Annotated in this window: 21 protein-coding genes and 3 pseudogenes; 15 read left to right on the top strand and 9 right to left on the bottom strand. The window is 73.0% G+C overall.

The genetic code is table 11. From position 1 onward, the window contains the following. Window positions 1–1,354 (top strand): annotated as a pseudogene (locus SSNG_RS22155) (tetratricopeptide repeat protein); the annotation flags it as partial. Between the two features lie 222 nt (window positions 1,355–1,576). Here SSNG_RS22155 and SSNG_RS22150 read toward each other — a convergent pair. Together SSNG_RS22150 and mca are read right to left on the bottom strand one after the other, a co-directional pair. Next, window positions 1,577–1,804: a hypothetical protein gene (locus SSNG_RS22150; RefSeq protein WP_007266124.1), complete on the bottom strand. Its 228-nt coding sequence runs from the start codon at window positions 1,802–1,804 to the stop codon at window positions 1,577–1,579. Between the two features lie 2 nt (window positions 1,805–1,806). Beyond that, on the bottom strand, window positions 1,807–2,688 hold the full coding sequence (mca, locus tag SSNG_RS22145; protein WP_007266123.1) for a mycothiol conjugate amidase Mca: 882 nt from the start codon (window positions 2,686–2,688) through the stop codon (window positions 1,807–1,809). 107 nt (window positions 2,689–2,795) lie between these two features. On the opposite strand from mca, the gene SSNG_RS22140 reads away from it, so the two are divergent. The 4 genes from SSNG_RS22140 to greA all read left to right on the top strand — a co-directional run bounded on the left by SSNG_RS22140 (window position 2,796) and on the right by greA (window position 5,905). Next, the gene (locus SSNG_RS22140) at window positions 2,796–3,209 is read left to right on the top strand and encodes a DUF4307 domain-containing protein (RefSeq protein WP_007266122.1); all 414 of its coding nucleotides are present in this window, start codon (window positions 2,796–2,798) and stop codon (window positions 3,207–3,209) included. A gap of 316 nt (window positions 3,210–3,525) precedes the next feature. Next, window positions 3,526–4,665 (top strand): hypothetical protein, encoded by a 1,140-nt coding sequence (locus SSNG_RS22135; RefSeq protein WP_042801643.1) that lies wholly within the window; start codon window positions 3,526–3,528, stop codon window positions 4,663–4,665. Between the two features lie 123 nt (window positions 4,666–4,788). Continuing rightward, window positions 4,789–5,298, top strand: a complete 510-nt coding sequence (locus SSNG_RS22130; protein WP_007266120.1) for a cupin domain-containing protein — start codon at window positions 4,789–4,791, stop codon at window positions 5,296–5,298. Window positions 5,299–5,407: 109 nt separating this feature from the next. Further along, a complete protein-coding gene (greA, locus tag SSNG_RS22125; protein WP_007266119.1) occupies window positions 5,408–5,905 on the top strand; it encodes a transcription elongation factor GreA in 498 nt (165 codons plus the stop codon). An 84-nt stretch (window positions 5,906–5,989) separates the two neighbouring features. Here greA and SSNG_RS22120 read toward each other — a convergent pair whose 3' ends face one another. The 3 genes from SSNG_RS22120 to ilvA all read right to left on the bottom strand — a co-directional run bounded on the left by SSNG_RS22120 (window position 5,990) and on the right by ilvA (window position 9,253). Further along, the gene (locus SSNG_RS22120; RefSeq protein WP_050779898.1) at window positions 5,990–6,793 is read right to left on the bottom strand and encodes an ABC transporter permease; all 804 of its coding nucleotides are present in this window, start codon (window positions 6,791–6,793) and stop codon (window positions 5,990–5,992) included. Window positions 6,794–6,855: 62 nt separating this feature from the next. Then, entirely contained in the window at window positions 6,856–7,866 is a 1,011-nt protein-coding gene (locus tag SSNG_RS22115) for a daunorubicin resistance protein DrrA family ABC transporter ATP-binding protein (RefSeq protein ID WP_007266117.1), read from the bottom strand. A 154-nt stretch (window positions 7,867–8,020) separates the two neighbouring features. Continuing rightward, entirely contained in the window at window positions 8,021–9,253 is a 1,233-nt protein-coding gene (gene ilvA / locus SSNG_RS22110; protein ID WP_007266116.1) for a threonine ammonia-lyase, read from the bottom strand. 382 nt (window positions 9,254–9,635) lie between these two features. Here ilvA and SSNG_RS22105 point away from each other — a divergent pair, with 382 nt between their 5' ends. Both SSNG_RS22105 and SSNG_RS44025 read left to right on the top strand, forming a co-directional pair. After that, window positions 9,636–10,157, top strand: coding sequence for a MarR family transcriptional regulator (locus SSNG_RS22105; RefSeq protein ID WP_007266115.1), 522 nt, complete (start codon window positions 9,636–9,638; stop codon window positions 10,155–10,157). A 96-nt stretch (window positions 10,158–10,253) separates the two neighbouring features. Next, window positions 10,254–10,670, top strand: a pseudogene (locus SSNG_RS44025) (RNA polymerase); the annotation flags it as partial. Between the two features lie 298 nt (window positions 10,671–10,968). Here the strand turns inward: SSNG_RS44025 and SSNG_RS22095 are convergent. Next, entirely contained in the window at window positions 10,969–12,126 is a 1,158-nt protein-coding gene (locus SSNG_RS22095) for a cystathionine gamma-synthase (RefSeq protein ID WP_007266113.1), read from the bottom strand. A gap of 183 nt (window positions 12,127–12,309) precedes the next feature. On the opposite strand from SSNG_RS22095, the gene SSNG_RS22090 reads away from it, so the two are divergent. The 7 genes and pseudogenes from SSNG_RS22090 to SSNG_RS22065 all read left to right on the top strand — a co-directional run bounded on the left by SSNG_RS22090 (window position 12,310) and on the right by SSNG_RS22065 (window position 19,334). Next, entirely contained in the window at window positions 12,310–13,416 is a 1,107-nt protein-coding gene (locus tag SSNG_RS22090) for a hypothetical protein (protein ID WP_007266112.1), read from the top strand. A gap of 200 nt (window positions 13,417–13,616) precedes the next feature. After that, window positions 13,617–15,215 carry a M48 family metallopeptidase gene (locus tag SSNG_RS22085; protein ID WP_042801638.1) on the top strand — a complete coding sequence of 533 codons (1,599 nt, stop codon included), beginning with the start codon at window positions 13,617–13,619 and terminating at the stop codon, window positions 15,213–15,215. Further along, the gene (locus tag SSNG_RS22080) at window positions 15,212–16,354 is read left to right on the top strand and encodes a hypothetical protein (protein WP_042801636.1); all 1,143 of its coding nucleotides are present in this window, start codon (window positions 15,212–15,214) and stop codon (window positions 16,352–16,354) included. The genes SSNG_RS22085 and SSNG_RS22080 overlap by 4 nt, the downstream gene beginning before the upstream one ends. An 84-nt stretch (window positions 16,355–16,438) precedes the next feature. Further along, on the top strand, window positions 16,439–17,104 hold the full coding sequence (gene msrA, locus SSNG_RS22075) for a peptide-methionine (S)-S-oxide reductase MsrA (RefSeq protein WP_007266109.1): 666 nt from the start codon (window positions 16,439–16,441) through the stop codon (window positions 17,102–17,104). Between the two features lie 21 nt (window positions 17,105–17,125). After that, window positions 17,126–18,022: pseudogene (locus SSNG_RS40100) on the top strand (transposase); the annotation flags it as partial. Between the two features lie 160 nt (window positions 18,023–18,182). Then, on the top strand, window positions 18,183–18,944 hold the full coding sequence (locus SSNG_RS22070) for an SDR family oxidoreductase (protein WP_007266108.1): 762 nt from the start codon (window positions 18,183–18,185) through the stop codon (window positions 18,942–18,944). Window positions 18,945–18,956: 12 nt separating this feature from the next. Next, the gene (locus tag SSNG_RS22065; protein WP_007266107.1) at window positions 18,957–19,334 is read left to right on the top strand and encodes a MerR family transcriptional regulator; all 378 of its coding nucleotides are present in this window, start codon (window positions 18,957–18,959) and stop codon (window positions 19,332–19,334) included. Here SSNG_RS22065 and SSNG_RS22060 read toward each other — a convergent pair. After that, on the bottom strand, window positions 19,301–20,347 hold the full coding sequence (locus SSNG_RS22060; RefSeq protein ID WP_007266106.1) for an NAD(P)-dependent alcohol dehydrogenase: 1,047 nt from the start codon (window positions 20,345–20,347) through the stop codon (window positions 19,301–19,303). The two genes, SSNG_RS22065 and SSNG_RS22060, sit on opposite strands and share 34 nt — an antisense overlap. Window positions 20,348–20,557: 210 nt before the next feature. On the opposite strand from SSNG_RS22060, the gene SSNG_RS22055 reads away from it, so the two are divergent. After that, window positions 20,558–21,451, top strand: a complete 894-nt coding sequence (locus SSNG_RS22055; RefSeq protein ID WP_007266105.1) for a helix-turn-helix transcriptional regulator — start codon at window positions 20,558–20,560, stop codon at window positions 21,449–21,451. Window positions 21,452–21,460: 9 nt separating this feature from the next. Here the strand turns inward: SSNG_RS22055 and SSNG_RS22050 are convergent, their stop codons facing one another. Together SSNG_RS22050 and SSNG_RS22045 are read right to left on the bottom strand one after the other, a co-directional pair. After that, a complete protein-coding gene (locus SSNG_RS22050) occupies window positions 21,461–22,432 on the bottom strand; it encodes a GNAT family N-acetyltransferase (RefSeq protein ID WP_007266104.1) in 972 nt (323 codons plus the stop codon). Between the two features lie 155 nt (window positions 22,433–22,587). Beyond that, complete coding sequence (locus SSNG_RS22045) at window positions 22,588–23,832, bottom strand: Ig-like domain-containing protein (protein ID WP_042801633.1); 1,245 nt, start codon at window positions 23,830–23,832, stop codon at window positions 22,588–22,590. Between the last annotated feature and the right edge of the window lie 99 nt (window positions 23,833–23,931).

Here is a 23,931-nt window from a genome sequence, read left to right as displayed (position 1 = left end):
GCTGTGCGACTTCTGCCTGCTGCGCGGGGACCTGTACCGGTTGGGTGAGATCAACGAGCTGACGCGGGCGGTGGACCAGGGGCGGCTGAACCGTTCGGTGCAGTGGCGTACGGGTATCGCGGCGCGGCAGTTGGGCGAGCTGGACAAGTCGCGCACGACGCTGACGTCGCTGGTGGACCAGTACCGGGAGGCGCAGCAGGAGGCGGGTGCGGGGATGGCGCTGGTGTCGCTGGGGATCACGCTGCACCACCAGGGCAACCTGCCGGAGGCTGCGGCGCGGATCCGGGAGGCGCTGGTGCTCCAGGAGCGGGAGGAGCTGGCGGGCGACCGGGCGTGGGCGCTGCACGCGCTGGGGGCGGTGGAGCGGGACCGGGGGCGGCTGGGCGAGGCGTTGGCGCTGCTGGAGCGGTCGCTGGAGCTGCACCGGGAGAGCGAGAGCGTGCACGGCGAGGCGTGGGCGCACTTCCAGCTGGGGCAGGTGTACCTGCGGACGGGTGGGGTGGCGCGGGCGGAGGAGGAGCTGCGGCTGGCGCTGGGCCTGTACGGGCGGACGCGGGACGACCGGGGCGAGGCGTGGGCGCTGACGCAGCTGGGGCGGGCCCGGGTGGTGGACGGTGATCCGGAGGCGGCGCTGGAGCGGCTGCGGGACGCGCTGGCGCGGCACCGGCTGGCGGAGGACGCGCGGGGCGAGGCGTGGACGCTGTACTACCTGGGGCAGGCGCTGGAGGAGGACGGCGAGCGGGACCGGGCGGTGCGGGAGCTGGAGCGGGCCCGGACGATGTTCTCGCGGATGCGGGACGTGTACGGGCTGGCGCACGCCCGCTACACACTCGGGGCGGGTGACGCGGGACCCAGCCGGGCGGCGGCAGACGGGGAAACCTGCGGCAACTCCGGTTTTCGCGCCGGCAAGCTGCTGGTTGGACGCGCCGGGCGGACTTTCGGCGGATTGGGCTGGCGCACGGGGGAGGGGGTGGACCTGCGTGGAACTGGCGGCGGTCGACGCGGGGAACGGGCGGGTTCCCCAGGCGGTCGGGCTTTGCGGAGGACCCCGGTGCGGCTGTTTCGTGTCGTACGGGGGCCGGCGCCGGGGAAGACTGGGCGCCGGTTCCTTCGCTGCACGATGCTGCCGTACGCGGGCGCGGGCGATTCGGCGGTGGAGGAGGCGCGGTTGGAGCTGGCCCGGCTGGCGGCGGCTCCGCATCCGCTGCGGGACGGCCGGCTGGAGGACTGCCTGGAGACGTACGGGGTGGTGCTGGCGCGCGGGGTGGACCCGGCGGAGGGCTGGCAGGCGTGGCGGCTGGGCCTGGTCCCGAACCTGCGGGCGCGGGAGGTGATGGGCGTACCGCTGCCCTAGCCGGGCGGACGCGGGCGATCGCGGGCCTGCCGGGCGGACGCGGGAGGTCATGGGTGTGGACCGGTCCGCCGGGGAGCCGCTGTCCGGGACCCGGCCGCGCGTCGGGCTCGCCCGCAGCGGACGGTGCGCCGCGTCCCGACGCCCGCCCACGGGCGCAGCGGCGCGCCGTCCCGCCCGGTCGTGCCGGGCGGGGCGGCGCTTCGCGCACCGTGGTGCGGGGTCCTACGCCTTGGAGGCGTCGGCCGCCGGGGCGGCGGCGGCCGGCGCGGGGGCTTCCTCGAAGTCGACGCGGCCCATGTGCTTGCTCATCGACTTCATCAGGCCCCACACGCCGAGGGCGAGTGCGGCGAACACGACGAACCCGAGGAGGCCCGGGGTCACCTTGTTCTTGTCGAAGGTGTCGGCGGCCAGCGGAAGGAACTGGGTGATTGCTGCCTGCGTAGCGCTCATAGCTAGGCATTCTCCCGGATGCCCGCGAAGAGGTCGGACTCGGGGAGGGAGGTGTCGACGAACGACTTGGCGAGCTCGTACTCCTCGGTGGGCCAGACCTCCTTCTGGATCTCCATGGGGACGCGGAACCAGCCGCCGTCCGGGTCGATCTGCGTGGCGTGCGCGATGAGGGCCTTGTCGCGGATCTCGAAGAAGTCGGAGCAGGGGACGTGGGTGGTCAGGGTCCGCTCCTTGCGCTCGAACTCCTTCCAGCGCTCCAGCCACTCGCCGTAGGGGGATTCCAGGCCACGGGCGAGGAGGGCCTCGTGGAGGGCGATGGTGCGCGGCTTGTTGAAGCCCTGGTTGTAGTAGAGCTTCTGCGGCTGGTACGGGGCGCCGTACTCGGCCTCGGGGAACTTGTCGGTGTCGGCCGCGCCGTCGAAGGCCACCATCGTGATCTTGTGGGTCATGATGTGGTCGGGGTGCGGGTAGCCGCCGTTCTCGTCGTAGGTGGTGATGACCTGCGGCTTGAAGGCGCGGATCTTCTTCACCAGCTCGCCGGCGGCCTCCTCCACGTCCGCGAGGGCGAAGCAGCCCTCGGGGAGCGGGGGCAGCGGGTCGCCCTCGGGGAGGCCGGAGTCGACGTAGCCGAGCCACTCCTGGTCGATGCCGAGGATCTCGCGGGCCTCGTCCATCTCCTTGGCGCGCACCTCGTGGATGTTCTCCTCGATGTACTTGTCGCCCTGGAGCTTGGGGTTCAGCACGGAGCCGCGCTCGCCGCCGGTGCAGGTGACCACGAGCACCGGCACCCCCTCGGACACGTACTTGGCCATCGTGGCCGCGCCCTTGCTCGACTCGTCGTCGGGGTGGGCGTGGACGGCCATCAGTCGAAGCTGCTCGGTCAAGACAGGATCCTCTGTGATTCGGCGCGACGGTCAACCTCTATATTGACCGAATCGGGGGTTGGAAAATTCCTGGGTGTCCCACCCCTCCCCGACGAGAGGAAACGATCATGAGCGCGGTGCGCGAAGGCCTCCCCGAGGGCCGGTACGGCCGGTCGGCGGACGAGCGCGCGGACCGGAAGCTGAAGATCGTCGGATCGGCCCTCGGGGTCGGGCTGCTGGCCGTGGTCGGCTGGATCGGCTGGGACTACGTCGGCGGGCAGAGCGTCAGCGCCGAGGTGATCAAGTTCCAGATCGTCTCCGACAGCGAGGTCAAGGTGCACCTGGAGGTCCGCAAGGAGGCCTCGGTCACCGGCGTGTGCACCCTCAGCTCCCAGGACGAGCAGCACGGCGAGGTGGGCCGCGCGGACTTCACGTTCGGGCAGGACGCGAAGCGGGTGGACGAGATGGTCACCCTGAAGACCACGGGCCGCGCCACGATGGTGGAACTGGTCGGCTGCCAGCCGGCGGCCACCAAGGGCTGACGCCCCGACCTCAGGGCACCCGGCTCCCGTCCTCGCGGACCGGCCGCATCGAGCCAGGCTGCGGACCCCGACCCCGCGGACCCGGCGCATGGAGCCCGGGACCCGCACCCGGAGCCGCAGGCCCCTGTCACCGGCCGGGCCGGCGTCGGCGCGTGGCCGCGGGCTCGGGAGCCCGGCCCCGCGAGGGGTCCCGGGCGGCGGGATCCCGGCCCGCACGGCCCGGCGCGCCGTCTTTGAATCATGGCGCCGGACCCCTGCTTAGCATAGAACAATGCCACTCCCCCCGCGCCCTGTCCAGCCCGACGGAAGACACTCCATGCGCCTCCAGCGGATATCCGCCGCGATCGCGGCCCTCGCCGCGCTCACCACCCTCGCCACCGCCTGCGAGGACCCCGCCAAGCCGGGCCCGGCCGCGGCGAGCCCCTCCCCGAGCACCCCGGCCGCCGCCACCGCCTCCCCCTCGGCCCCGGCCGCCGGCGCCGCGCCGGCCACGCTCGCCGAGGCGCAGGCGTACGTACAGAAGTACGCCTCCTGCGAGAACCTGAGCAGCGACCCGAACGACAGCCGGGTGAACCTCGACGGGTACACCCCCGTCGGCACCGCGGCCATCACCGCCCGCGGCGTCTGCTCGGACAAGAAGGAACAGGGCGAGATCGTCATCTCCATGGTCTCGGACATGAAGGCCCACCAGCAGGCCGAGAAGGACCACGTCACGAAGCGGCTCGACGAGGGCTACTGGGACGCCGGCCTCTACGACCAGGTCCTCTACGGCAAGAGCTTCACGGTCGCCGCGAACAAGACCGGGACCGCCCTGGCCCTCGCCAAGTCCGACCTGCGCATCCTGGTCTGCAACCCGGACTTCACCGTGCCGGAGGGCTACAAGAAGGAGAAGGCCCTGGTCGACGGCTGCGTCCTGACCGACTTCGTCAACAGCCGGGACGCCAAGGGCAGCCCCGTCAAGGGCCCGGCCCTGCCGAGCGCGGGCAGCATCGAGGAGCTCCGCAAGCTCGTCAGCCCGAAGCCGGTCGACTGCACGGAGATGCTGGTCACCAACGAGCACATCGCGTCCATCGACTACCAGCCGGTCGTCGGCCGCGACGTCCAGGGCGCGGGCGTCAAGCAGCGGGCGGTCTGCGGGCAGCTCGGCGGAACGACGCGCGCGCACAACCTGAACTGGCTGGACCTCGTCGCCGACATGAAGGCCCTCCAGACCCTGTCCAAGGAGTCACAGCTCGCCGAGGTGGGGCAGCAGCGCAGACTCACCCAGAGCAAGCTGCTGGTCGGCACGAACGTCGCCGTGGAGTCCAACAGCAAGACCATCCGCCAGGGGCTCTACAAGCTGGGCTTCCTGCGCCTGGACTGCGAGCCCGCCTTCACCGCCCCGGCCGGATCCCGGATCCAGAAGGCCCAGGTCGACGGCTGCGTCCTGACCGACTTCGAGCGCCCGACGAGCTGACAGCTGACACACGGCCGCCCGGGGCGTGCACGGCCCGCCCCGGGCGGGGTATCGACTGGGGTGTCACACCAACCGCACCACCCGCCAGCAGCCCCAGCCCCAGCCCCAGCCCCAGGAGCCGACATGTCACTGTTCATCCCGGATTTCGACGACTCCGTCGTCGTCCGCGCCGCCGACGCGGAGGAGATCCACTACGGGCCGGACTCCTCCCTGCGGCTGCTGGCCGACAGCTCCACGGGCGGCGGGTTCCTGTCCACCATGCGCGTGAGCCTCAAGGCGGGCTCCGACGGCGCCCGCCCCCACCACCACGGCCGGTCCGCCGAGATGTTCTACGTGATCGACGGGACGGCCCAGCTGCTGGCCGGGGACAAGGTGGTCACCGCCGAGGCCGGCGACCTGGTCATCGTGCCGCCGGGGCAGCAGCACGCCTTCGCCGCCGCGCCCGGGGAGGACGCGGAAATGCTGGTGGTCATCACCCCCGGCGTGGAGCGGTTCGAGTACTTCCGCCACCTGGAGCGCATCCGGTACGGGAAGGTGCCCCCGGAGAGCCTGCTGGAGGTCCAGGACCTCTACGACACGTACTTCGGCACCAGCACCGCCTGGGAGGCCACGCGTGCCCCCCGGGCCCAATGACACACTTCATACACATGGTGTCCTCCCCCTTTTCTTCCCGAATTGTTAGGCTCGTGGTTTCGCCCGCCGCTGGCGGCTTTGTAGTCCCCTGTACCGACGAGGAGCACCCGTGACCCAGACGAGCGAGAGCGTCACCTGGCTGACCCAGGCGGCGTACGACCAGCTGAAGGCCGAGCTGGACTACCTCTCTGGTCCCGCCCGCACGGAGATCGCCATGAAGATCGCGGCTGCCCGCGAGGAGGGCGACCTGCGCGAGAACGGCGGTTACCACGCGGCCAAGGAGGAGCAGGGCAAGCAGGAGCTGCGCGTGCGCCAGCTCACGCAGCTCCTGGAGAACGCCAAGGTCGGGACGGCCCCCGCCGCGAGCGGCGAGGTCGCGCCGGGCACCCTCGTCACGATCGCCTTCGACGGCGACGAGGACGACACCCTGGAGTTCCTGCTGGCCTCCCGCGAGTACGCGTCCGACGACTTCGAGACCTACTCGCCGCAGTCCCCGCTGGGCGCGGGCGTGAACGGCAAGAAGGTCGGCGAGGACGCCCAGTACGAGCTGCCGAACGGCAAGAAGGCCACGGTCAGGATCCTGGCCGTCAAGCCCTTCAACGGCTGATCACCCCCGTACGCACACCCGTGCGCGAGCCCCCGCCGGACCGTCCCGGCGGGGGCTCGCGCACGTTCCGCCGACCCGGCCGGCTCAGGCGGTCGCCGAGCGGTACTTGCGGACCGCGAGGGTCCGGAAGACCACGATGATCAGCAGCGACCAGAGTACGGAGGCGATGACCGGGTGCTGCATGGGCCACGCCTCCGGTACGGGATAACCCTCGGGGAGGTTCCCGAAGAGCTCGCGGGCCGCCTGCACGGTGGCGCTGAAGGGGTTCCACTCCGCGATGTGCCGCAGGAAGGCCGGCATGTTCTCGGAGGGGACGAAGGCGTTCGAGATGAACGTCAGCGGGAAGAGCCAGATCAGCCCGCCCGAGGTGGCCGCCTCCGGGGTGCGCACCGACAGGCCGATCAGGGCGCCGATCCAGGAGAAGGCGTAACCGAGCAGGAGCAGCAGGGCGAAGCCTGCGAGCACCTTGCCGATGTTCTCGTGGGTGCGCCAGCCGACGATCACGGCGACGACGGCGAGGACGACCACGGTCAGCGCGGTCTGCACGAGGTCGGCGAGGGTGCGGCCGGTGAGGACCGCGCCGCGGGCCATGGGCAGTGAGCGGAAGCGGTCGATGAGGCCCTTGTGCATGTCGTCGGCGATGCCGGCGCCCGCGCCGGCGGTGGCGAAGGTGACGGTCTGGGCGAAGATGCCGGCCATCAGGAACTCGCGGTAGGCGGCCGGTGAGGTGTTGCCGCCGACGGCGATGGAGCCGCCGAAGACGTAGCTGAAGAGGACGACGAACATCACCGGCTGGATGAGGCCGAAGACCAGGACCTCGGGTATCCGCACCATGCGGATCAGGTTCCTGCGGGCGATGACCAGGGAGTCCCTGGCGCCCTGGGTGATGCCGCCGCCGGGGCGGGGGGCGGCGAGTCCGGGGTTCGGGTTCGGGTTCGGGGAGGTGATGGTCACTTCGCCGCCTCCTCGGGGGTGCGGACGGGGGCGGGGGCGCCGTTCCCGCCGTTCTCCTCCGGGGTCAGCTCGGCCGCGTGGCCGGTGAGGGAGATGAACACGTCGTCGAGGGTGGGCCGGCGCAGGCCGATGTCGTCGATCTCGATGCCCCGGGAGTCCAGCTCCCGGATGACCTCCGCGAGCAGCTTGGCGCCGCCCGTCACCGGGACGGTGAGCTTGCGGGTGTGCTCCTCGACGGTGGTCTCGCCCTTGCCGAAGCCGGCGAGGACCTCGCGGGCGGTGGTGATGTGGGCGCGTTCGTGGACGACGACCTCGACGCGTTCGCCGCCGGTCCGCGCCTTGAGCTGGTCGGAGGTGCCGCGGGCGATGACCTTGCCGTGGTCGACCACGCAGATGTCGTGGGCGAGGCGGTCGGCCTCCTCCAGGTACTGGGTGGTGAGCAGCAGGGTGGTGCCGCCGGCGACGAGTTCCTCGATGACGTCCCACAGGGCCTGGCGGTTGCGGGGGTCGAGGCCGGTGGTGGGCTCGTCCATGAACATCACGGGCGGGCGGACGACGAGGGCGGCGGCGAGGTCGAGGCGCCTGCGCATGCCGCCGGAGTAGGTCTTGGCGGTGCGGTCGGCGGCGTCGGCGAGGTTGAAGCGCTCCAGGAGCTCCTCGGCGCGGGCCTTGGCCGCCTTGGCGTTCATCTGGTAGAGCCGGGCGACCATCTGGAGGTTCTCGCGGCCGGTGAGGTACTCGTCGACGGCGGCGAACTGGCCGGAGAGGCCGATGGAGCGGCGGACTTCGTTGGGGTGTTCGAGCACGTCGATCCCGGCGACGACGGCGCGGCCGCTGTCGGGCTGGAGGAGGGTGGTCAGGACGCGCACGGTCGTGGTCTTGCCCGCGCCGTTCGGGCCGAGCAGGCCCAGGACGGTTCCTGCGGGGACGTCGAGGTCCACGCCGTCCAGTGCCCGTACTTCGCCGAAGGTCTTGACCAGGCCTTCGGCGTATATGGCGCCTGGCATAGGGGTTCTCCCTGAGCGATGGGGCCGGTAGATTCTGGACATTCCTAGGCAAAGCCTAGGGGCGTCGGGCTGCGCTCGCCCGGCGCACCGGCACCGTATCGCGTCATATCGCGTCCCGCCACGGTTTTGGCGCAGGACGAGCCCGGGGGCGGCGTCAGTCCATGACCTGGTAGCCCGCCGCGTGCAGGGAGCGGGCGACCTCCGCGCAGTGCTCGGGCCCCTTCGTCTCCAGCTGCAGCTCCACCTCGACCTCGGTCAGCCCGAGCCGCGGGTCCGTGCGCACGTGGCTGACGTCCAGCACGTTGGCGTCCACCGTCGACAGCACCGCCAGCAGCCCGGCGAGGGCCCCCGGCCGGTCCGCGACCCGCAGCCGCAGCGACAGGTAGCGGCCCGCCGCCGCCATGCCGTGCCGCAGGATCCGCTGGAGCAGCAGCGGGTCGACGTTGCCGCCCGACAGGACGGCCACCACCGGGCCGCTCCCGTACAGTTCCGGCTCGCTCAGCAGCGCCGCCACCGTGCTGCAGCCGGCCGGCTCCACGACCAGCTTGGCCCGCTCCAGGCAGAGCAGCAGGGCGCTGGACAGGGCGTCCTCGGACACGGTCCGTACGTCGTCCAGCAGCTCCCCGATGATCGCGAAGGGGACGTCGCCGGGACGGCCGACCTTGATGCCGTCCGCCATCGTGTTCGGGTTCTCGATCGACACCGGGTGCCCGACCCGCAGCGAGGGCGGGTACGCGGCGGCGCCCGCGGCCTGGACGCCGATCAGCTTCACGTCCGGGCGCAGCGCCTTGACGGCGACCGCGACGCCGGCGGCGAGCCCGCCGCCGCCGATCCCGACGAGGATGGTGCGCACCTCGGGGCACTGCTCCAGGATCTCCAGGCCCACCGTGCCCTGGCCGGCGATGACGTCGCGGTGGTCGAAGGGGTGGATGAACACCGCCCCGGTGCGGTCGGCGTACTCCTGGGCGGCGGCGAGGGTCTCGTCGACGACCTGGCCGTGCAGGCGCACCTCGGCGCCGTACTCCTGGGTGGCGGCCACCTTCGGCAGCGGGGCGCCGACCGGCATGAACACGGTGGAGCGGACCCCGAGGAGGGAGGAGGCCAGCGCCACGCCCTGGGCGTGGTTGCCGGCGCTGGCGGCGACGACCCCGGCGGCGCGCTGTTCGGGGCGCAGGCCCGCGATGCGCACGTACGCTCCGCGCAGCTTGAAGGAGCCGGTGCGCTGGAGGTTCTCGCACTTGAAGTGGACGGGGGAGCCCGTGAGGGCCGACAGGTGCCGGCTGCCCTCCATCGGCGTCACCCGGGACACGCCCGACAGCATCTTCTGGGCCCCCCGGACGTCGTCGAGGATGACCTGCGGGACGGGCACGGGCACGCGGTAGTTCATGCGGCCAGTCTCGCAGCCCGCGGGGTGCCCGGCTCAGGGACGGACGGAGCCCGGGCGGGCCGGGGCGCGCCGACCGGGGCGCCGCGCGCGGGCCGGGGGGCGACGGCGGCGCGCCGGCAGGGGGCGACGGCGGCGCGCGGCCGGGGGGCGGCACCCGCGCGCGGCCCGGCGGCAGCGGCGCGCGGGTTTCCCCGGGCCGCGAAGAGGCTCACAAGGGGCGCATAAGGGGCACACAAGCGGCGAAATCTCGCCATGCGGGACACTCCCCCGGCGGTCGCCGCCCCCGGCCGTATCAGTTGTCAAACGCGGCGTACGAGCCGCCGCACGGCCGCGTACTCTGTCCCCCATCCCTGTCGGCCCCATGCGAAGAGAGCCCACGGCCATGCCCTCGATCCCGGCCAGTTCCGACCTGCCCACGGCGGCCGAAGCGCCCGCCGGAGCCGGACTCCTCGACGCGCTCCAGCACCAGGTGGCCGTCTTCGCCCGCCGTGCCGAGCAGACCCGCCTGGGCGGCGTCGGCCAGGCCCGCAACTCGATGGACCGGGCCGCCTACCTGCTGCTGAACCGGCTCGATCTGGAAGGCCCGATGGGCGTGAAGGCCCTCGCGGGCGGGATGGGCATCGACTCGTCCACCGTGACCCGCCAGGTCGCCCCGCTCGTCGACAGCGGCCTGGTCAAGCGGACCTCCCACCCCGAGGACGGCCGGGCCGTGGTGCTCGCGCTGTCCCCGCGCGGGCTGGCCCGCCTGGAGGAGGTCCGCTCCTCGCGGCGGGAGCTGATGGCCCGGGTGACGGAGGGCTGGGCGGAGGACGAGCGCGAGGTGTTCACCGCGCTGCTGACCCGTTTCAACGGCTCCCTGTCGGAGCTGATGTCCGCCGCCTCCGAGGGCGGCCCGGCCTCCTGACCCGGCGGGCCCCGGCGCAGCGGACCCGGCCTGCCCCGACGCGCCGGATCCGGCCGTGTCCGACCCCTTGACCGGGGTGGTGGCACCGGCCCCACCATGTGTGCTGTGGACCGGCGTTCGGGGCGGGATGCGGAGTTCGAGGCCTTCGTCGCGGGCGCGGCGGGGCGACTGCTGCACGTCGCCGCCCTGCTGACGGCCGAGCCCCCGGACGCGGCGCCCGCCGCCCGGCGGATCCTCGCCGGCGCGCTGGCCCGTACGTACGCCCACTGGGCGCGGCTGCGCGACGACGACCCGTACGACCGCACCCGCGCCGAGCTGTGCGCCGCGTACGCCCGCACCGCCCGCCGGCTGCCCGCGGGCGTCGGGGTCCTGGCGCCGCTGGGCCCGCTGGAGCGGCTGGTGCTGGTGATGCGGATCTACGAGGGCGTCGCGGAGGAGGTCACGGCCGCGCAGCTGGGGCTGCCCCCGGAGCGGGTCGAGGCCGTCTGCAACCGGGCGGTGGCGATCCTGCGCGACGCGGCGGCGGAGGCGCGCACGAGCCCCCTGGACCGCAAGGAGACGCAGGTCAGGCAGCTGCTGGACGGTCCGCACCCGGCGGTCCCGGCCGGTCTGGCCGCGGCGGCCCGCACGCACGGCAGACGGCTGCTGCGCCGCCGGCGCGCCCTGCGCCGGTTCGGCTGGGCGGTGCTGTGGGCGGCGGCGGTGGCCTTCACGGTGTGGGCGGCGCTGACCCGGCCGTGGGTGGTCCCGCCGAGCGAGGTGTCGCCGCCCCTGCAGGGCTGGTAGCCCTGCGGGGACGGCGGTCGGGGTCTCAGCCGAGGGCCTGGACGAGGTCCGCGACGAGGTCGTCGGCGTTCTCGATGCCGACGGAGACGCGGATCAGGTCCGCGGGGACCTCCAGGGCCGAGCCGGCCACCGAGGCGTGGGTCATCCGGCCCGGGTGCTCGATGAGGGACTCGACGCCGCCGAGGGACTCGGCCAGCGTGAAGATCTTGGTGCGGCCGCAGACCGCAACGGCCTCCTCCTCGCCGCCGGCGACCTGGAAGGAGACCATGCCGCCGAAGTTGCGCATCTGCTTGGCGGCGATCTCGTGGCCCGGGTGCTCGGGCAGGCCCGGGTAGAGGACCGTGGTGACCTTCGGGTGGCGCTTGAGCACCTCCACGATCTTCGCCGCGTTCTCGGCGTGCCGGTCCATGCGCACGGCCAGCGTCTTGATGCCGCGCAGCACGACCCAGGAGTCGAAGGGACCGGCGACCGCGCCCATCGCGTTCTGGTGGTAGGCCAGCTCCTCGCCGAGGGCCTCGTCGGCCGTGACCAGGGCGCCGCCGACGACGTCGGAGTGGCCGCCCATGTACTTGGTCAGCGAGTGCACGACCACGTCGGCGCCGAGCGCCAGCGGCTGCTGGAGGTAGGGGGAGGCGAAGGTGTTGTCGACGACCAGCTTCGCGCCGGCCTCGCGCGCGATCTGGGCGGTCATCGCGATGTCGGTGATGCCCAGCAGCGGGTTCGAGGGGGTCTCGACCCAGATGACCTTGGTCTTCGGGGTGATGGCCGCGCGCACCGAGTCCGCGTCGGAGGTGTCGGCCACCGACCACTCCACGCCCCAGCGGGAGACGACCTTCGCGAAGAGGCGGAACGTGCCGCCGTAGGCGTCGTTGGGGATGACCACGTGGTCGCCCGGGGAGAGCAGCGTACGCAGCAGGCAGTCCTCGGCGGCGAGCCCGGACGCGAAGGCGAGGCCGCGCCGGCCGCCCTCCAGCGCCGCGAGGTTCTCCTCCAGGGCGGTACGGGTCGGGTTGGCGCTGCGGCTGTACTCGTAGCCGCCGCGCAGTCCGCCCACGCCGTCCTGCTTGTAGGTGGACACCTGGTAGATGGGCGGTACGACCGCGCCGGTCTGCGGGTCCGCCGTGTTGCCCGCGTGGATCGCGCGGGTCTCGAAGCTCTGGTGCTCGTGGCTGTCGTCGCTCATGAGGCAGATGCTATGCCCCGTCAGCCCCAGGGTCCTCTCCTGGCCTGACCGCGCGCTGACCTGCGCGCGGGGCGGGCGGACCCGGTGGGCGGGGCGGGCGGACCCGGTGGGCGGGGCGGGCGGACCCGGTGGGCGGAGCGGGCCGCTCGCCATTCGGCCGCCGGGTCTGGTTCGCTTGGCGGTATGCAGATTATCTGGGTCCTGATGGGGCTGGCCCTGGCCACCGCCGTGTTCTTCTCGTTCCGACGGGCCAGGGGCGGCGGTCTGACCCTGGTCGCACCGGGCAGCCCCGACGCCGCCGACCCGGCGGACTACGGGTTCGCCCGCGAGGAGGACCTGGACGTCCGCGTGCCCGGGCCCGACCCCGACCTGATGGACGCCCTGGAGAACGTCCAGCGCACCGGCCACTGGCGGGCCGCCTCCGCACTGCTCGCCGGCACCCCGAAGGACGGCGAGCGGCGCTGGCAGCGCGTGCAGGCCTTCGGCGGCGCGGCCGCCCTGGAGCTGGTGCAGCGGCCCGGCGAGGGCGCGCAGTGGCTGAAGGCCTGGCGGCTGGAGGCGGAGAAGGACGCGGGCGGCGCGCAGGTCCACGCGGAGCTGCTGGTGCAGCAGGCGTGGCGCTCCTCGGGCGGGGTGGGCTCGCAGGACCACCGGATCATGCTGGAGGAGGCCCGCGAAGCCTGCCGCAAGGCGTCGCTGCTGGCGCCCGGCGACCCGGTCCCCGTCATCACGGAACTCGCGATCGCGCGGGGGCTGGGCTACTCGGAGGCGGAGTTCGACGCGCTGTGGGCCCGGGTGATCGACGTGGCGCCGGCGCACATGGGCGCGCACCTGGCCGCGCTGCACTACTGGTGCGAGAAGTGGCACGGCTCCCGGGAGAAGGCCGACGCGTTCGCGCAGACGGCCGCGGCCCGCGCCCCGCAGGGCTCGCTGCTGGCGGCGCTGCCGCTGTTCTCGGTGTACGAGAACATGCCGGACACGGTCCTGGTGAGCGACTTCGGGAAGACCGCGGTCGTCTCGCGCGCCCTGGAGGGCGCCCTGTACGCGGTGCACCAGGCGCGGCCGGACGACCCGATGCTGGCGCACGTACGGCACCTGCTGCTGTGGTTCCTGGTGGGCGCGGGCCGCTGGGCGGAGGCCATGGAGCAGGTCCGGCACGTCGACGGCTGCGTGGGCGCGCTGCCCTGGTCCGCCTCGCAGGAGCCGGCGGCCGCGTACGCGGTGGCCCGGGCGATGGCGGTGGCCGGCTACGAGGCCAACGGCGGCTCCCCGGCGACGCTGCCGCACTGACCGCGGCGGTGGCGGTGGCGGGGCGGCGGCGTGCGGCGCAGGCCCCCGGCCGGCCCCGCCGCTCCGGACAGCCGGCCCCGCCGCTCCGGATATCGGTACCCCCACTCCCGGCGTGTCGGCGCCGGGCCATAAGGTGCGCGTAAACATTGCACCATGTGCGCGTCAAAAACCGCACCATCCCGTGGGGGGACCCCAACCATATGGGCGCTTCGCTGCGCGCTCTGCGCGCCCTCGTCCTGCTCGCAGGCTTCTACCTGCTCAGCGTCGTCCTGCTCGCCCTGCTCGGGCTGATCGACTGGGCGGCCTTCACCTGGCTCCACGGCGCCACGGCCGGCAAGCTCGTCATCGGCACGGTGGTCCTCGCCGTCCCGATCATCCGCGGCATGTTCATGCTGCGCACCCCCAAGCCCGACCCCATGCCGGGCGTCCGCGTCACCGAGGCGCAGGAACCCGCCCTCTGGCAGGCCGTACGCGAGATCGCCGACCAGGTCGGCACCCGCGCCCCCGACGAGATCCTGCTGATCGACGAGGTCAACGCCGCCGTCTCCGAGGACTCCCGGCTCCTCGGCCTGCTGCCCGGCACCCGCCGCCTCTACCTGGGCCTGCCCCTGATGACCGGCCTGGACGAGATGCAGCTGCGCTCCGTCCTCGCCCACGAGATGGGCCACTACGCCAACCTCGACACCCGCCTCACCCCGCTCATCGCCCGCGGCCGCGCCCAGATCGTGCGCACGATCAACCACTTCCACGACCGCGCGGACAACACCGAGGCCAAGGAGCGCGCCAAGCAGGAGAAGCGCGCCGAGAAGCGGATCGCCAAGGGCAAGAAGGCCAAGGAGATCGACACCGACGGCGCCGGCTTCTCGTACCGCGCCATGGCGAAGGTCTACACCGGGTACGCCCACTTCTACATGCGCGCCACCCTCTCCTCCTCGCGCCGCCAGGAACTGGCCGCCGACCTCGCCTCCGTCCGCATCGCCGGCCGCGACTCCGCCGCCTCCGCGCTGCGCCAGCTCAACGCCCTCGACTCGGCGCACGGCTTCTACATGAGCTCGTACGCCACCCTCGGCGTCGGCGCCGGCCTGCTGCCGCGCCCCGGCCAGGTCTTCGGCGGCCTCCGTCAGCTGCTCGACGCCCGCCCGGGCGAGCTGGAGAAGCTGCGCCACGAGCTGTCCACCGAGCCCGCCTCCCCGTACGACTCCCACCCCGCGCTCGCCGAGCGCGTGGCCCGCATCGAGGCCCTGCCCGACGACGGCCGGGCCGGCCAGACGGCCCGCCCGGCGCTGGAGCTGCTCGCCTCCCCGCAGGAGGCGCTGGCCGCGCTGGAGCAGGTCGTCCTCACGCCCGAGGCGCTCGCGCTGACCCGGGTGGACTGGGACGAGCTCGTCCACCGGTCGATGACCACCTACGTCGGCCGGGGCGCGGAGGAGGTCCGCGAGGCCCTCACCGCCGAGGGCGCGGGTCCGGGCCTGGCCGAGCTGCTGGACGCGGTCGACGCCGACCCGGCGGTGCGCTGGCGGATCGCCGACCGCTTCCCGAAGTCCGAGGAGGCGCAGGCCGCGACCGGCCGCACCGCCCGCGAGTTCGCCCGCCCGGTCGTCCGGCGGGCCCTCGGCCAGCTGGTCACCGTCGAGCTGCTGGCCCGCGGCGCCGCCCGCTGGGAGCTGTCCTGGTCGGACTCGGCCACCCTGTCCTACCCCGTTCCCGGTTTCGAGGACGAGCTCGGCCCCGCGCTGGACGCGGCCGTCGCCGACCTGCCCGACACCGAACTCCTGCGGAAGCTGGTGCTCGCGCCGTGACCGTCGTACTCGTCGTCATCGGCGTCCTGCTGCTGGCCGTCGCCTGCTGGGTCCTGCGCGGGGTGTACCTCATCCGCAAGGCCAAGCGCCTGGAAGCCGAGATCGGCACCCTGAACGCCCGGACCGAAGCCGTCGAGGCCGACGAGGAGGCCCGCAAGGCGGCAGCGGTCGTCGCGCTGGGCTTCGTCGCGGAGGCCGACCTCGACACCGAGAACCCGGCACCGGTCCCGGCCGCGCGGACCACCGTCCTGGAGGCCGTGCGCTCCGGCGACTGGGAGGCGGCCGCCGCGTACGTCGAGGCAGCCGGGCAGGACTGGCAGGAGCGGCTGGAGCGGGTGCGCCCGCTGGCCGAGGCGGCCGCCGAGGACGACGCGTGGCTGCTGGCCTGGCGCGCGGCCCGGCCCGGGGACGCCACGGCGGCCCTCGTCCACGCCGACACCAGCGTGATGGTCGCCTGGAACGTACGCGGCAGCCAGTCCGGCAGCCGCACCACCCAGGAGCAGTTCCGGCTCTTCCACCAGCTGCTGGCCAAGGCCCAGGCCGACGCGCACGAGGCGCAGCGGCTCGCCGACCCGGCCGACCCCACCCCGTACGTCGTCGAGCAGGCCATCGGCATGGGCCTGGGCTACTCGCACGAGCGCTACCGGGAGCTGTGGGCGCGGATCACCGAACGCGCCCCGCGGGTGCTGTGGTCGCACGTCGCGGGCCTGCAGTACTGGTGCGCGAAGTGGCAGGGCTCGCACGAGCTGGCCATGGCCTTCGCCCGCGAGTCGGCGGCCGCCGGGAAGCCGGGCGACCTGCTGACCCTGCTCCCCCTGATGGCGTACTTCGAGCAGGAGACCTACGAGGACGACCTGCTGCCGGAGACGTACTACAAGGAGCCGGAGATCGTCGCCGCGGCCGACGCGGCACTCGCGGACCTGGCCGCCGCCGGCAACGGGCACCCCGGAACCCCGCGGATGCGGCACATGCTGGCCTACCTGCTGTTCTGGCAGGACCGGGACGCGGAGGCGGTCGAGCAGTTCCGCCACGTGGACGGGCACATCGGGGCCGTGCCGTGGACGTACGCCGGGGAGCCGAAGCGGCGCTACCTGTACGCCCGCGACTGGGCGGTGAACGTGACCACGCCGGACGCCTGACCGGCGGCGACCGCGACGGGGGCGGGCGGGGAGGTAATCCCCGCCCGCCCCCCGACCGTTGTCCCTCCCACAAGGAGGGAATCCATGTTCTCGTACCGCCGCACGCCCGAGCTCCCCACCCGCGAGGAGGCCCTGAGGGGCCGCGCCGAAGCGCCGTTCGCGCTGCCCGAGCGCCACACCGTCCTCGGCAACCCGCTGTCCGGCCCCTATCCGGAGGGCCTGGAGGTCGCCGACTTCGGGCTGGGCTGCTTCTGGGGCGCCGAGCGCAAGTTCTGGCAGACCCCCGGAGTGTGGACCACCCTGGCCGGCTACCAGGGCGGCTACACCGAGAACCCGCTGTACGAGGAGGTGTGCTCCGGCCAGACCGGCCACACCGAAGTCGTCCGCGTGGTCTTCGACCCCGCGGAGGTCTCCTACGAGACCCTCCTGAAGCTCTTCTGGGAGTCCCACGACCCCACCCAGGGCTTCCGCCAGGGCAACGACGTCGGCACCCAGTACCGCTCGGCCGTCTACACCCACTCCCCCGCCCACCAGGCGGCCGCCGAAGCCTCCCGCGACGCCTACCAGCGCGTCCTGACGTCCGCGGGCCACGGCACCATCACCACCGCCGTCCTCCCGGCGGCCGACCGCCCCTTCTGGCCGGCGGAGCCGTACCACCAGCAGTACCTCGACAAGAACCCGGGCGGCTACTGCGGGCTTGGCGGGACTGGCGTTTCATGCCCGATCGGCATTGCAAAGGCAGACAACTGAAACAGGTGGCACTCAAAGTCCGTGCATCCCCTCCAGCCTGAGAGGCAAATCCTCCGCCACTTGGACCGCGCGTACGAGAATTTCTGGAATCCGCGGCATCCTGCCGGGTTTCCGGCGCGGAGGAGGCGAGGGCATCGCCTGTCGGTCCCGTTTCCCGGGCAGGCGGTCCAGATCCGCAAACTGAACCGCAAGTGGGCAGAAGTGCGCTTGCCAAAGCTCGGATCGTTGCGGTTTCGACTGTCCCGCGCGATCGAGGGCACGATCCGCGACGCGACGGTGTCCCGGGACGGCAATGGGTGGCACATCTCCTTCGGCGTTCACACCGGTCACAAGCCAGCCGCGCCGAACGGCAAGCCCGCGTGCGGGGTGGACTTCGGCGTCGCCGCATCCGCGTTCGTGTCCACCGAAACCACACCCCGACTCATGCCCACGTCACTGACTGTCAACGAGAAGAAGCGGCTCAATGCGCTGGAGCAGCGCAAGGCGCGACAGATCGCCTACGCCAAGAAACACCAGGGCGGAAAATACAGTCGCCGCCTGCGCACGACAATCGCCCATATCGCAAAGCTCGCCACCCGGCGCGCAAACCGGCGCGCGGATTTCACGCACAAGCTCACCACCGACCTCGCCAAAAACCACGGCCTGATCGGCATCGAGGACCTGCGCGTGAAAAAAATGACCGCATCCGTTAAAGGCATCACCGAAACACCGGGGAAGAATGTCCGCCAGAAGGCCGGACTGAACCGGTCTATCCTCGACAACGCCCCGGGCGAACGGCGACGACAGCTTGAGTACAAGACCCGCATGCACGGGTCGGTACTCGTCGCCGTGCCGCCATTCCACACCTCTCAGACCTGCGCCAAGTGTGGCCAGGTTGATCCCGAATCCCGTCAGGGATGCGGCCGGCTGTTCGCCTGCACCCGGTGCGGGCACGAGGATGATGCCGACCACAACGCCTCGGTCGAGATCGAGGCCCGAGCCCGCCGGACGGGCGGCTCGGACATCAACAGCACGCGCAGCATCCCGGCGCGCTGCGGACTTGACCCTGCCACTGGCGGCAGGGTTGTTGGCTCGGGGCATGGAGAACAGCGGGAGCGGGCAGCAGCGGGTCGTCCTCGTCACCGGCGGGGGAACCGGGATCGGGCGGGCGACCGCGCGGGCCTTCGCGGCCGCCGGGGAGCGGGTGGTGGTCGTCGGGCGGCGCGGCGAGGTGCTCGACGGGACCGCCGAGGGGTTTCCCGGGATCCGGCCGCTCGTAGCCGACGTGAGCGCCCCCGGCGGGCCCGAGCGGATCGTGGAGCGGGTGCTGACCGAGCACGGTCGGCTCGACGTGCTCGTGAACAACGCCGGGATCGTGCGCGCCGGAGCCCTCGGCGGGGTGGGCGGCGACGACGTCGCCGCCCAGCTGGCCACCAACCTCGTCGCCCCGGTGCTGCTCACCCAGGCCGCCCTGCCGGCCCTGGAGGCCGCCGGGGCGGGGGTCGTCGTCAACGTCAGCACCGCCGTGGGTCAGCGGGGCTGGCCCGGCGCCTCCGTCTACGCCGCCACCAAGGCCGCCCTCGACACCCTCACCCGCAGCTGGGCCGTGGAGCTCGCCCCGCGGGGCGTCCGGGTCGTCGGGGTGGCGCCCGGCGCGGTGGACACACCGATCGGCGAGCACCAGGGGCTCGGCCCCGAGCGGGCCGCCCAGGTGCGGGCCTGGCAGGTGGCGCGTACCCCGATGGGGCGGGTCGGGCGGCCGGAGGAGGTCGCCTGGGCGGTGTGCCGGCTCGCGGACCCGGCCGCCTCGTTCCTGACCGGGGCCGTGGTCCCGGTGGACGGGGGCGCGGCGGTGGCCTGAGAGCATGGCCGGATGCTGATCGGGGAACTCGCCGGGGCCACCGGGACGACCGCCCGCGCCCTGCGCCACTACGAGCAGGCGGGGCTGATCTCCTCCGAGCGGGCGCCGAACGGCTACCGGGTCTACGAGGAGCGGGCCGTCGTACGGGTCCGCAACATCCGGGTGCTCCTGGACGCGGGGCTCACCCTGGACGACGTACGGGTGTTCGCGCCGTGTCTGGACGGGGACGTGGCCGCCGGGCCGCCGTCGGCCAAGGGGCTGGCGGTGGCCCGGGAGCGGCTGGCCGTCCTGGAGGCCCGGATCGCCGCGCAGACGGCGGCCCGGGACCGGCTGCGCCAGGCGTTGGGGCGGGCGGGTCAGATCGTCGACGCGTCGATGACGAAGCGGTAGCGGACGTCGCTCGACAGGACGCGCTCGTAGGCGGCGTTGACGTCCTCGGCGCGGATCACCTCGATGTCCGCGCCCAGGCCGTGCTCCGCGCAGAAGTCCAGCATCTCCTGCGTCTCGGCGATGCCGCCGATCATCGACCCGGCGAGGGTCTTGTTGCCGCCGATGACGGAGAACAGGTTCAGCTCCACCGGCTCCTCCGGGGCGCCCACGTTCACGAGCGCACCGCCGACCCGCAGCAGCGACAGGTACCGGTCCAGGCCCAGCGGCGCGGACACGGTCGACAGGATCAGGTCGAAGCGGCCCTTCAGCTCCTCGAAGGTGGCCTCGTCGCTCGTCGCGTAGTAGTGGGCGGCGCCCAGCCGCAGGCCGTCGTCCTTCTTGCGCAGCGACTGCGACAGCACCGTCACCTCGGCGCCGAGCGCGGCGGCGATCTTCACGCCGACGTGGCCGAGCCCGCCGAGGCCGACGACCGCGACCTTCTTGCCCGGGCCCGCCTGCCAGTGCCTGAGCGGCGAGTACAGGGTGATGCCGGCGCACAGCAGCGGCGCGGCGACGTCGAGGGACAGGCCGTCGGGGATGCGGACGGCGTAGTTCTCGTCGACGACGAGGTGCGTGGAGTAACCGCCGTACGTGGGCTCGCCGTCACGGCCGACGGCGTTGTAGGTGCCGGTCATCCCCTGGACGCAGTGCTGCTCCTGCCCGGCCAGGCAGTACTCGCACTCGCGGCAGGAGTCGACCATGCAGCCGACGCCGATCCGGTCGCCGACCGCGAACCTCGTGACGCCCGCGCCGACTTCGGCGACGACACCGGCGATCTCGTGGCCGGGGACCATCGGGAAGATGCCCTCGCCCCAGCCGTCGCGGGCCTGGTGGATGTCGGAGTGGCAGATGCCGGCGAACTTGATCTCGATCAGTACGTCGTGCTCGCCGACCGGGCGGCGCGGGACCGTGGTGCGCTCCAGCGGGGCCTTGGGGGCGGGGGCGGCGTAGGCGGCAGCCTGGGTGACGGACATGGGGTGCTCTCTCCTCGGACGAGGACGCCTGGGGGGCCGTACCGCGGGGTGCTGCGGGCGGGCCGTGGCGTCCGTTCTGCGACGTCCCCCACGATGCCCTTCCCGGCGCGCCCCACCCAGCCCCCTGCGGAGCCTAGGACTGGCGGACCTACCCCTGACGGGGTCAGGCTGAGCCCCGCGCCGGGCGCGCCCGCCGGGGATACTTGCGGTATGGACCAGCTTGATCAGCGAGCCGAACTCGGGGACTTCCTGCGCAGCTGCCGCGCCCGGCTGCGGCCCGCGGACGTGGGCCTGCCCGACCACGGGCGGCGCCGCCGGGTCCCGGGCCTGCGCCGCGAGGAGCTGGCGCAGCTGGCCGGGGTCTCGGTGGCCTACTACACGCGCCTGGAGCAGGGACACGGCCAGAACGTGTCGGCGGAGGTGCTGGACGCCATCGCGCGGGCCCTGCGCCTGAGCGGCACCGAGTCGGCGCACCTGAACCACCTGGCGAGCCCCCGTACCCGCCGCTCCGGCGGCCGCACGGCCCGCCCCCAGCAGGTTCGCCCGGCGCTGCGCACGCTGCTGGCGGCGATGGAGGGCGTACCGGCCTACCTGGTGGGGCGGCGGCAGGACGTGATCGGCTGGAACCCCCTCGCGGCGGCCGTCTTCGGGGACTTCGGGGCACTGCCGCCGGCGGAGCGGAACCTGGTGCGGCTGGTGTTCCTCGACCCGGCGACGGCCGAGCTGTACGCGGACTGGGAGTGCCGGGCCTGCGAGGTGGTCAGCAACCTGCGCCTGTACGCCGGCCAGCACCCCGACGACGAGCGGCTGTCGGCGCTGGTCGGGGAGCTGTCCGTGAAGAACGAGGAGTTCCGGCGGCTGTGGGCGGCGCACACGGTGGCCGACAAGACGCACGGGGTGAAGCGGCTGCGGCACCCGATCGTGGGCGAGCTGGAGCTGGTCTTCGAGACGCTGACGCTGCCCGACGACCCGGCGCAGTGCCTGGTGACGTACCACGCCGAGCCCGGCTCGCCCTCGGCGGACGCCCTGCGGCTGCTGTCGTCCTGGACGGCGCCGCCGGTGGCGCCGGCGGCACCGCAGCGGCCCGCCGAGGAACCGGCGTAGGCGCGGGCGTCAGAGCTTGAGCTGGAAGAGGCCCGCGCCGCGTTCGCGCCGGTAGCCGAGGGACTCGTTCACCGCCAGCATCGGGGTGTTCTCGTCGGCGACCGTGGTGCCGATCCAGCGCAGCCCCGGGAGCTGCTCGGCGGCGTACGCCTCCATGCGCAGCTTGACCGCGCGGCCCAGGCCGTGGCCGCGGTGGGCGGGCACGACCACGGTGTCGTACTGGAGTGCGCGCGGGCCCGCCGGATCCGGCAGCACCAGCGCCGTGTACGCGGCCACCTCCCCGGCGGGGGTGACCGCCGCGGCCATGGCCATCTCGCCGCCCCGGTCCAGGACCAGCCGCTGCGCGCGGTGCACCCGCTCGGCGGTCCAGGGCTGGAAGGTCTCCTCGCTGTCCCCGCTCGGGGCGTCCTCCATCGCCCCGTGGGCGACGGCGGCGGCCGGGGCCCACTCGTCGGGCACCAGGCCGGGCCAGACGTGGAACGCGTAGCCGGGGGTGGCGGGGAGCGGCGGCGGGCCGTCGGCGCCGAGGTCCCGTACGTACCAGCCCATGGAGAGCACGTTCTCGAAGCCGAGGGACTCGGCGAAGGCCTGCCCGGGGCCGCCGAGGTCGGCGACGGTGGCGACGGAGGTGCGGTCCTGGTCGAGGAGCTCCCGGCGGACCCGCTGCCACAGGGCCGTGCCCACGCCGCGGCGGCGGGCGTCGGGCCGTACGGTCAGCTCGTCGAGGAACGCGGTGTGGGTGTTGCCCGCCTCGGTGAAGAGCAGCAGGGCGGCGTGCCCCGTGCCGTCCCCGGCCGTCCAGTGCTCCATCCGGCCGCGTGACGGCGGGACGCGCAGCCGTCCGGCGGCCTCCGTCCGCGAGGGGGCGGGTACGGCGGGCAGGGCGGCGGCGTCGGTGGCGTGGGCGGCGGCCTGGACGGCCCACCAGGCGTCGACCTCGGCGTCGGTCGGGGGTACGGACAGCGAGTTGATCTTCGTCATGGCAGGACTGTATGCGCCCGCCCGGCCGAACAGGGCGTTCCCGGGGGAGGGTTCACGGCCGCCCCCGCCTCCCGCCCCTCAACGCCGGAAGGCGGGGCGCCCTTCCGGGCTCCCCGCCTTCCGTCCGTTACCGCTGCCGTACCGCTGCCGTGGCGTCAGGCCGACGGACCGGCCTTCCACTCGGCCCACGACATGTTCCAGCCGTTGAGGCCGTTGTCCGGCTTGATGACCTTGTCCGGGGAGTTCACCACGGTGACGACGTCGCCGATGAGCGAGTTGTCGAAGAACCAGGCGCCGGGCTGGTTGGGGTCGTTGGCGCCCTGGGCGTCGTTCAGGCCGACACAGCCGTGGCTGGTGTTGACCTTGCCGAAGATCGAGTCGGCACCCCAGTAGTTGCCGTGGATGAAGGTGCCGGACGTGGACAGCCGCATCGCGTGCGGGACGTCCTTGATGTCGTACTCGCCCTTGCCCTCCTTGTTCGTGAAGCCCACGGTCGAGCCGTCCATCCGGGTCTCCTTGAACTTCTCGGAGATCACCATCTGGCCGTTGTACGTGGGGTTCTCGGGAGAACCGGCGGAGATCGGGATGGTCTTGAGGACCTGTCCGTCACGGGTGACCGTCATCGTCTTGGCCTTCACGTCGACGGTGGAGACCTGGCTCCGGCCGATCTTGAAGGTGACGGTCTTGTTCTGCGCGCCGACGATGCCGGGCGCGCCCTGGACGCCCTGGAGGGCGAGCTTCAGGGTGACGGTGGAGTTCGCCTGCCAGTACTGCTCGGGACGGAAGTCCAGGCGCTGGTTGCCGAACCAGTGGCCGACGACCTCCTGGCCGCTGCTGGAGGTGACGCTGATGGCCGCCTGGACGGCCTTCTGGTCCTTGATCGGCTTGTTGAAGGTGATCGAGACCGGCATGCCCACGCCGACCGTCTCGCCCTCCTCCGGCACGAAGGAGCCGACGAAGCTGTTCTCCGGGGAGAGGGTCGTGAAGGAGGCGTTCTCGTGCGCCTCGCGGCCGGCGTCGTCCTTCGCGGTCGCCGCGAGGGCGTACTTGGTGGAGCGCTTCAGCGCGGCGTCCGGCTTCCAGCTCTTGCCGTCGGCGGCGATCTTGCCCGTGACGGCCGTGCCGTCGGAGCTCTTCAGCTCGACCTTGGTGAGCGTGCCGTCGCTGACCGCGACGTTCGTGCCGTCGTTCAGCGGGACGTTGGTGGAGCCGTCCTTGGGCGTGATGGCTATTCGGGCCTTGGAGGCGTCCTTGGCCGCCGCCGCGTCGACCTCCGCCTGGGACTTGCCCGCTTCCGAGCTGCCCTGGGACTTGTCGCCGCCCCCGTCATTGCAGGCCGAGAGCATCAGTACCCCACCGAGCACGGCGGACACGGCCACCAGGGACCTTCTCCGCCGCATGCTGTACGTCCTCACACGTCACTCCATCGTTGCCGTGAAACCCCGGGCTGCGATCCCGGGACCGGGCCGGGCAGGGGGCGTCGCCCCCTGCTCGTCCTG

The sequence above is a fragment of the Streptomyces sp. C genome (assembly GCF_000158895.1).
Lineage (GTDB): Bacteria > Actinomycetota > Actinomycetes > Streptomycetales > Streptomycetaceae > Streptomyces > Streptomyces racemochromogenes.
The sequence above is the reverse complement of the archived record's forward strand: the minus strand, read 5'-3'. Positions and strand labels throughout refer to the sequence as shown.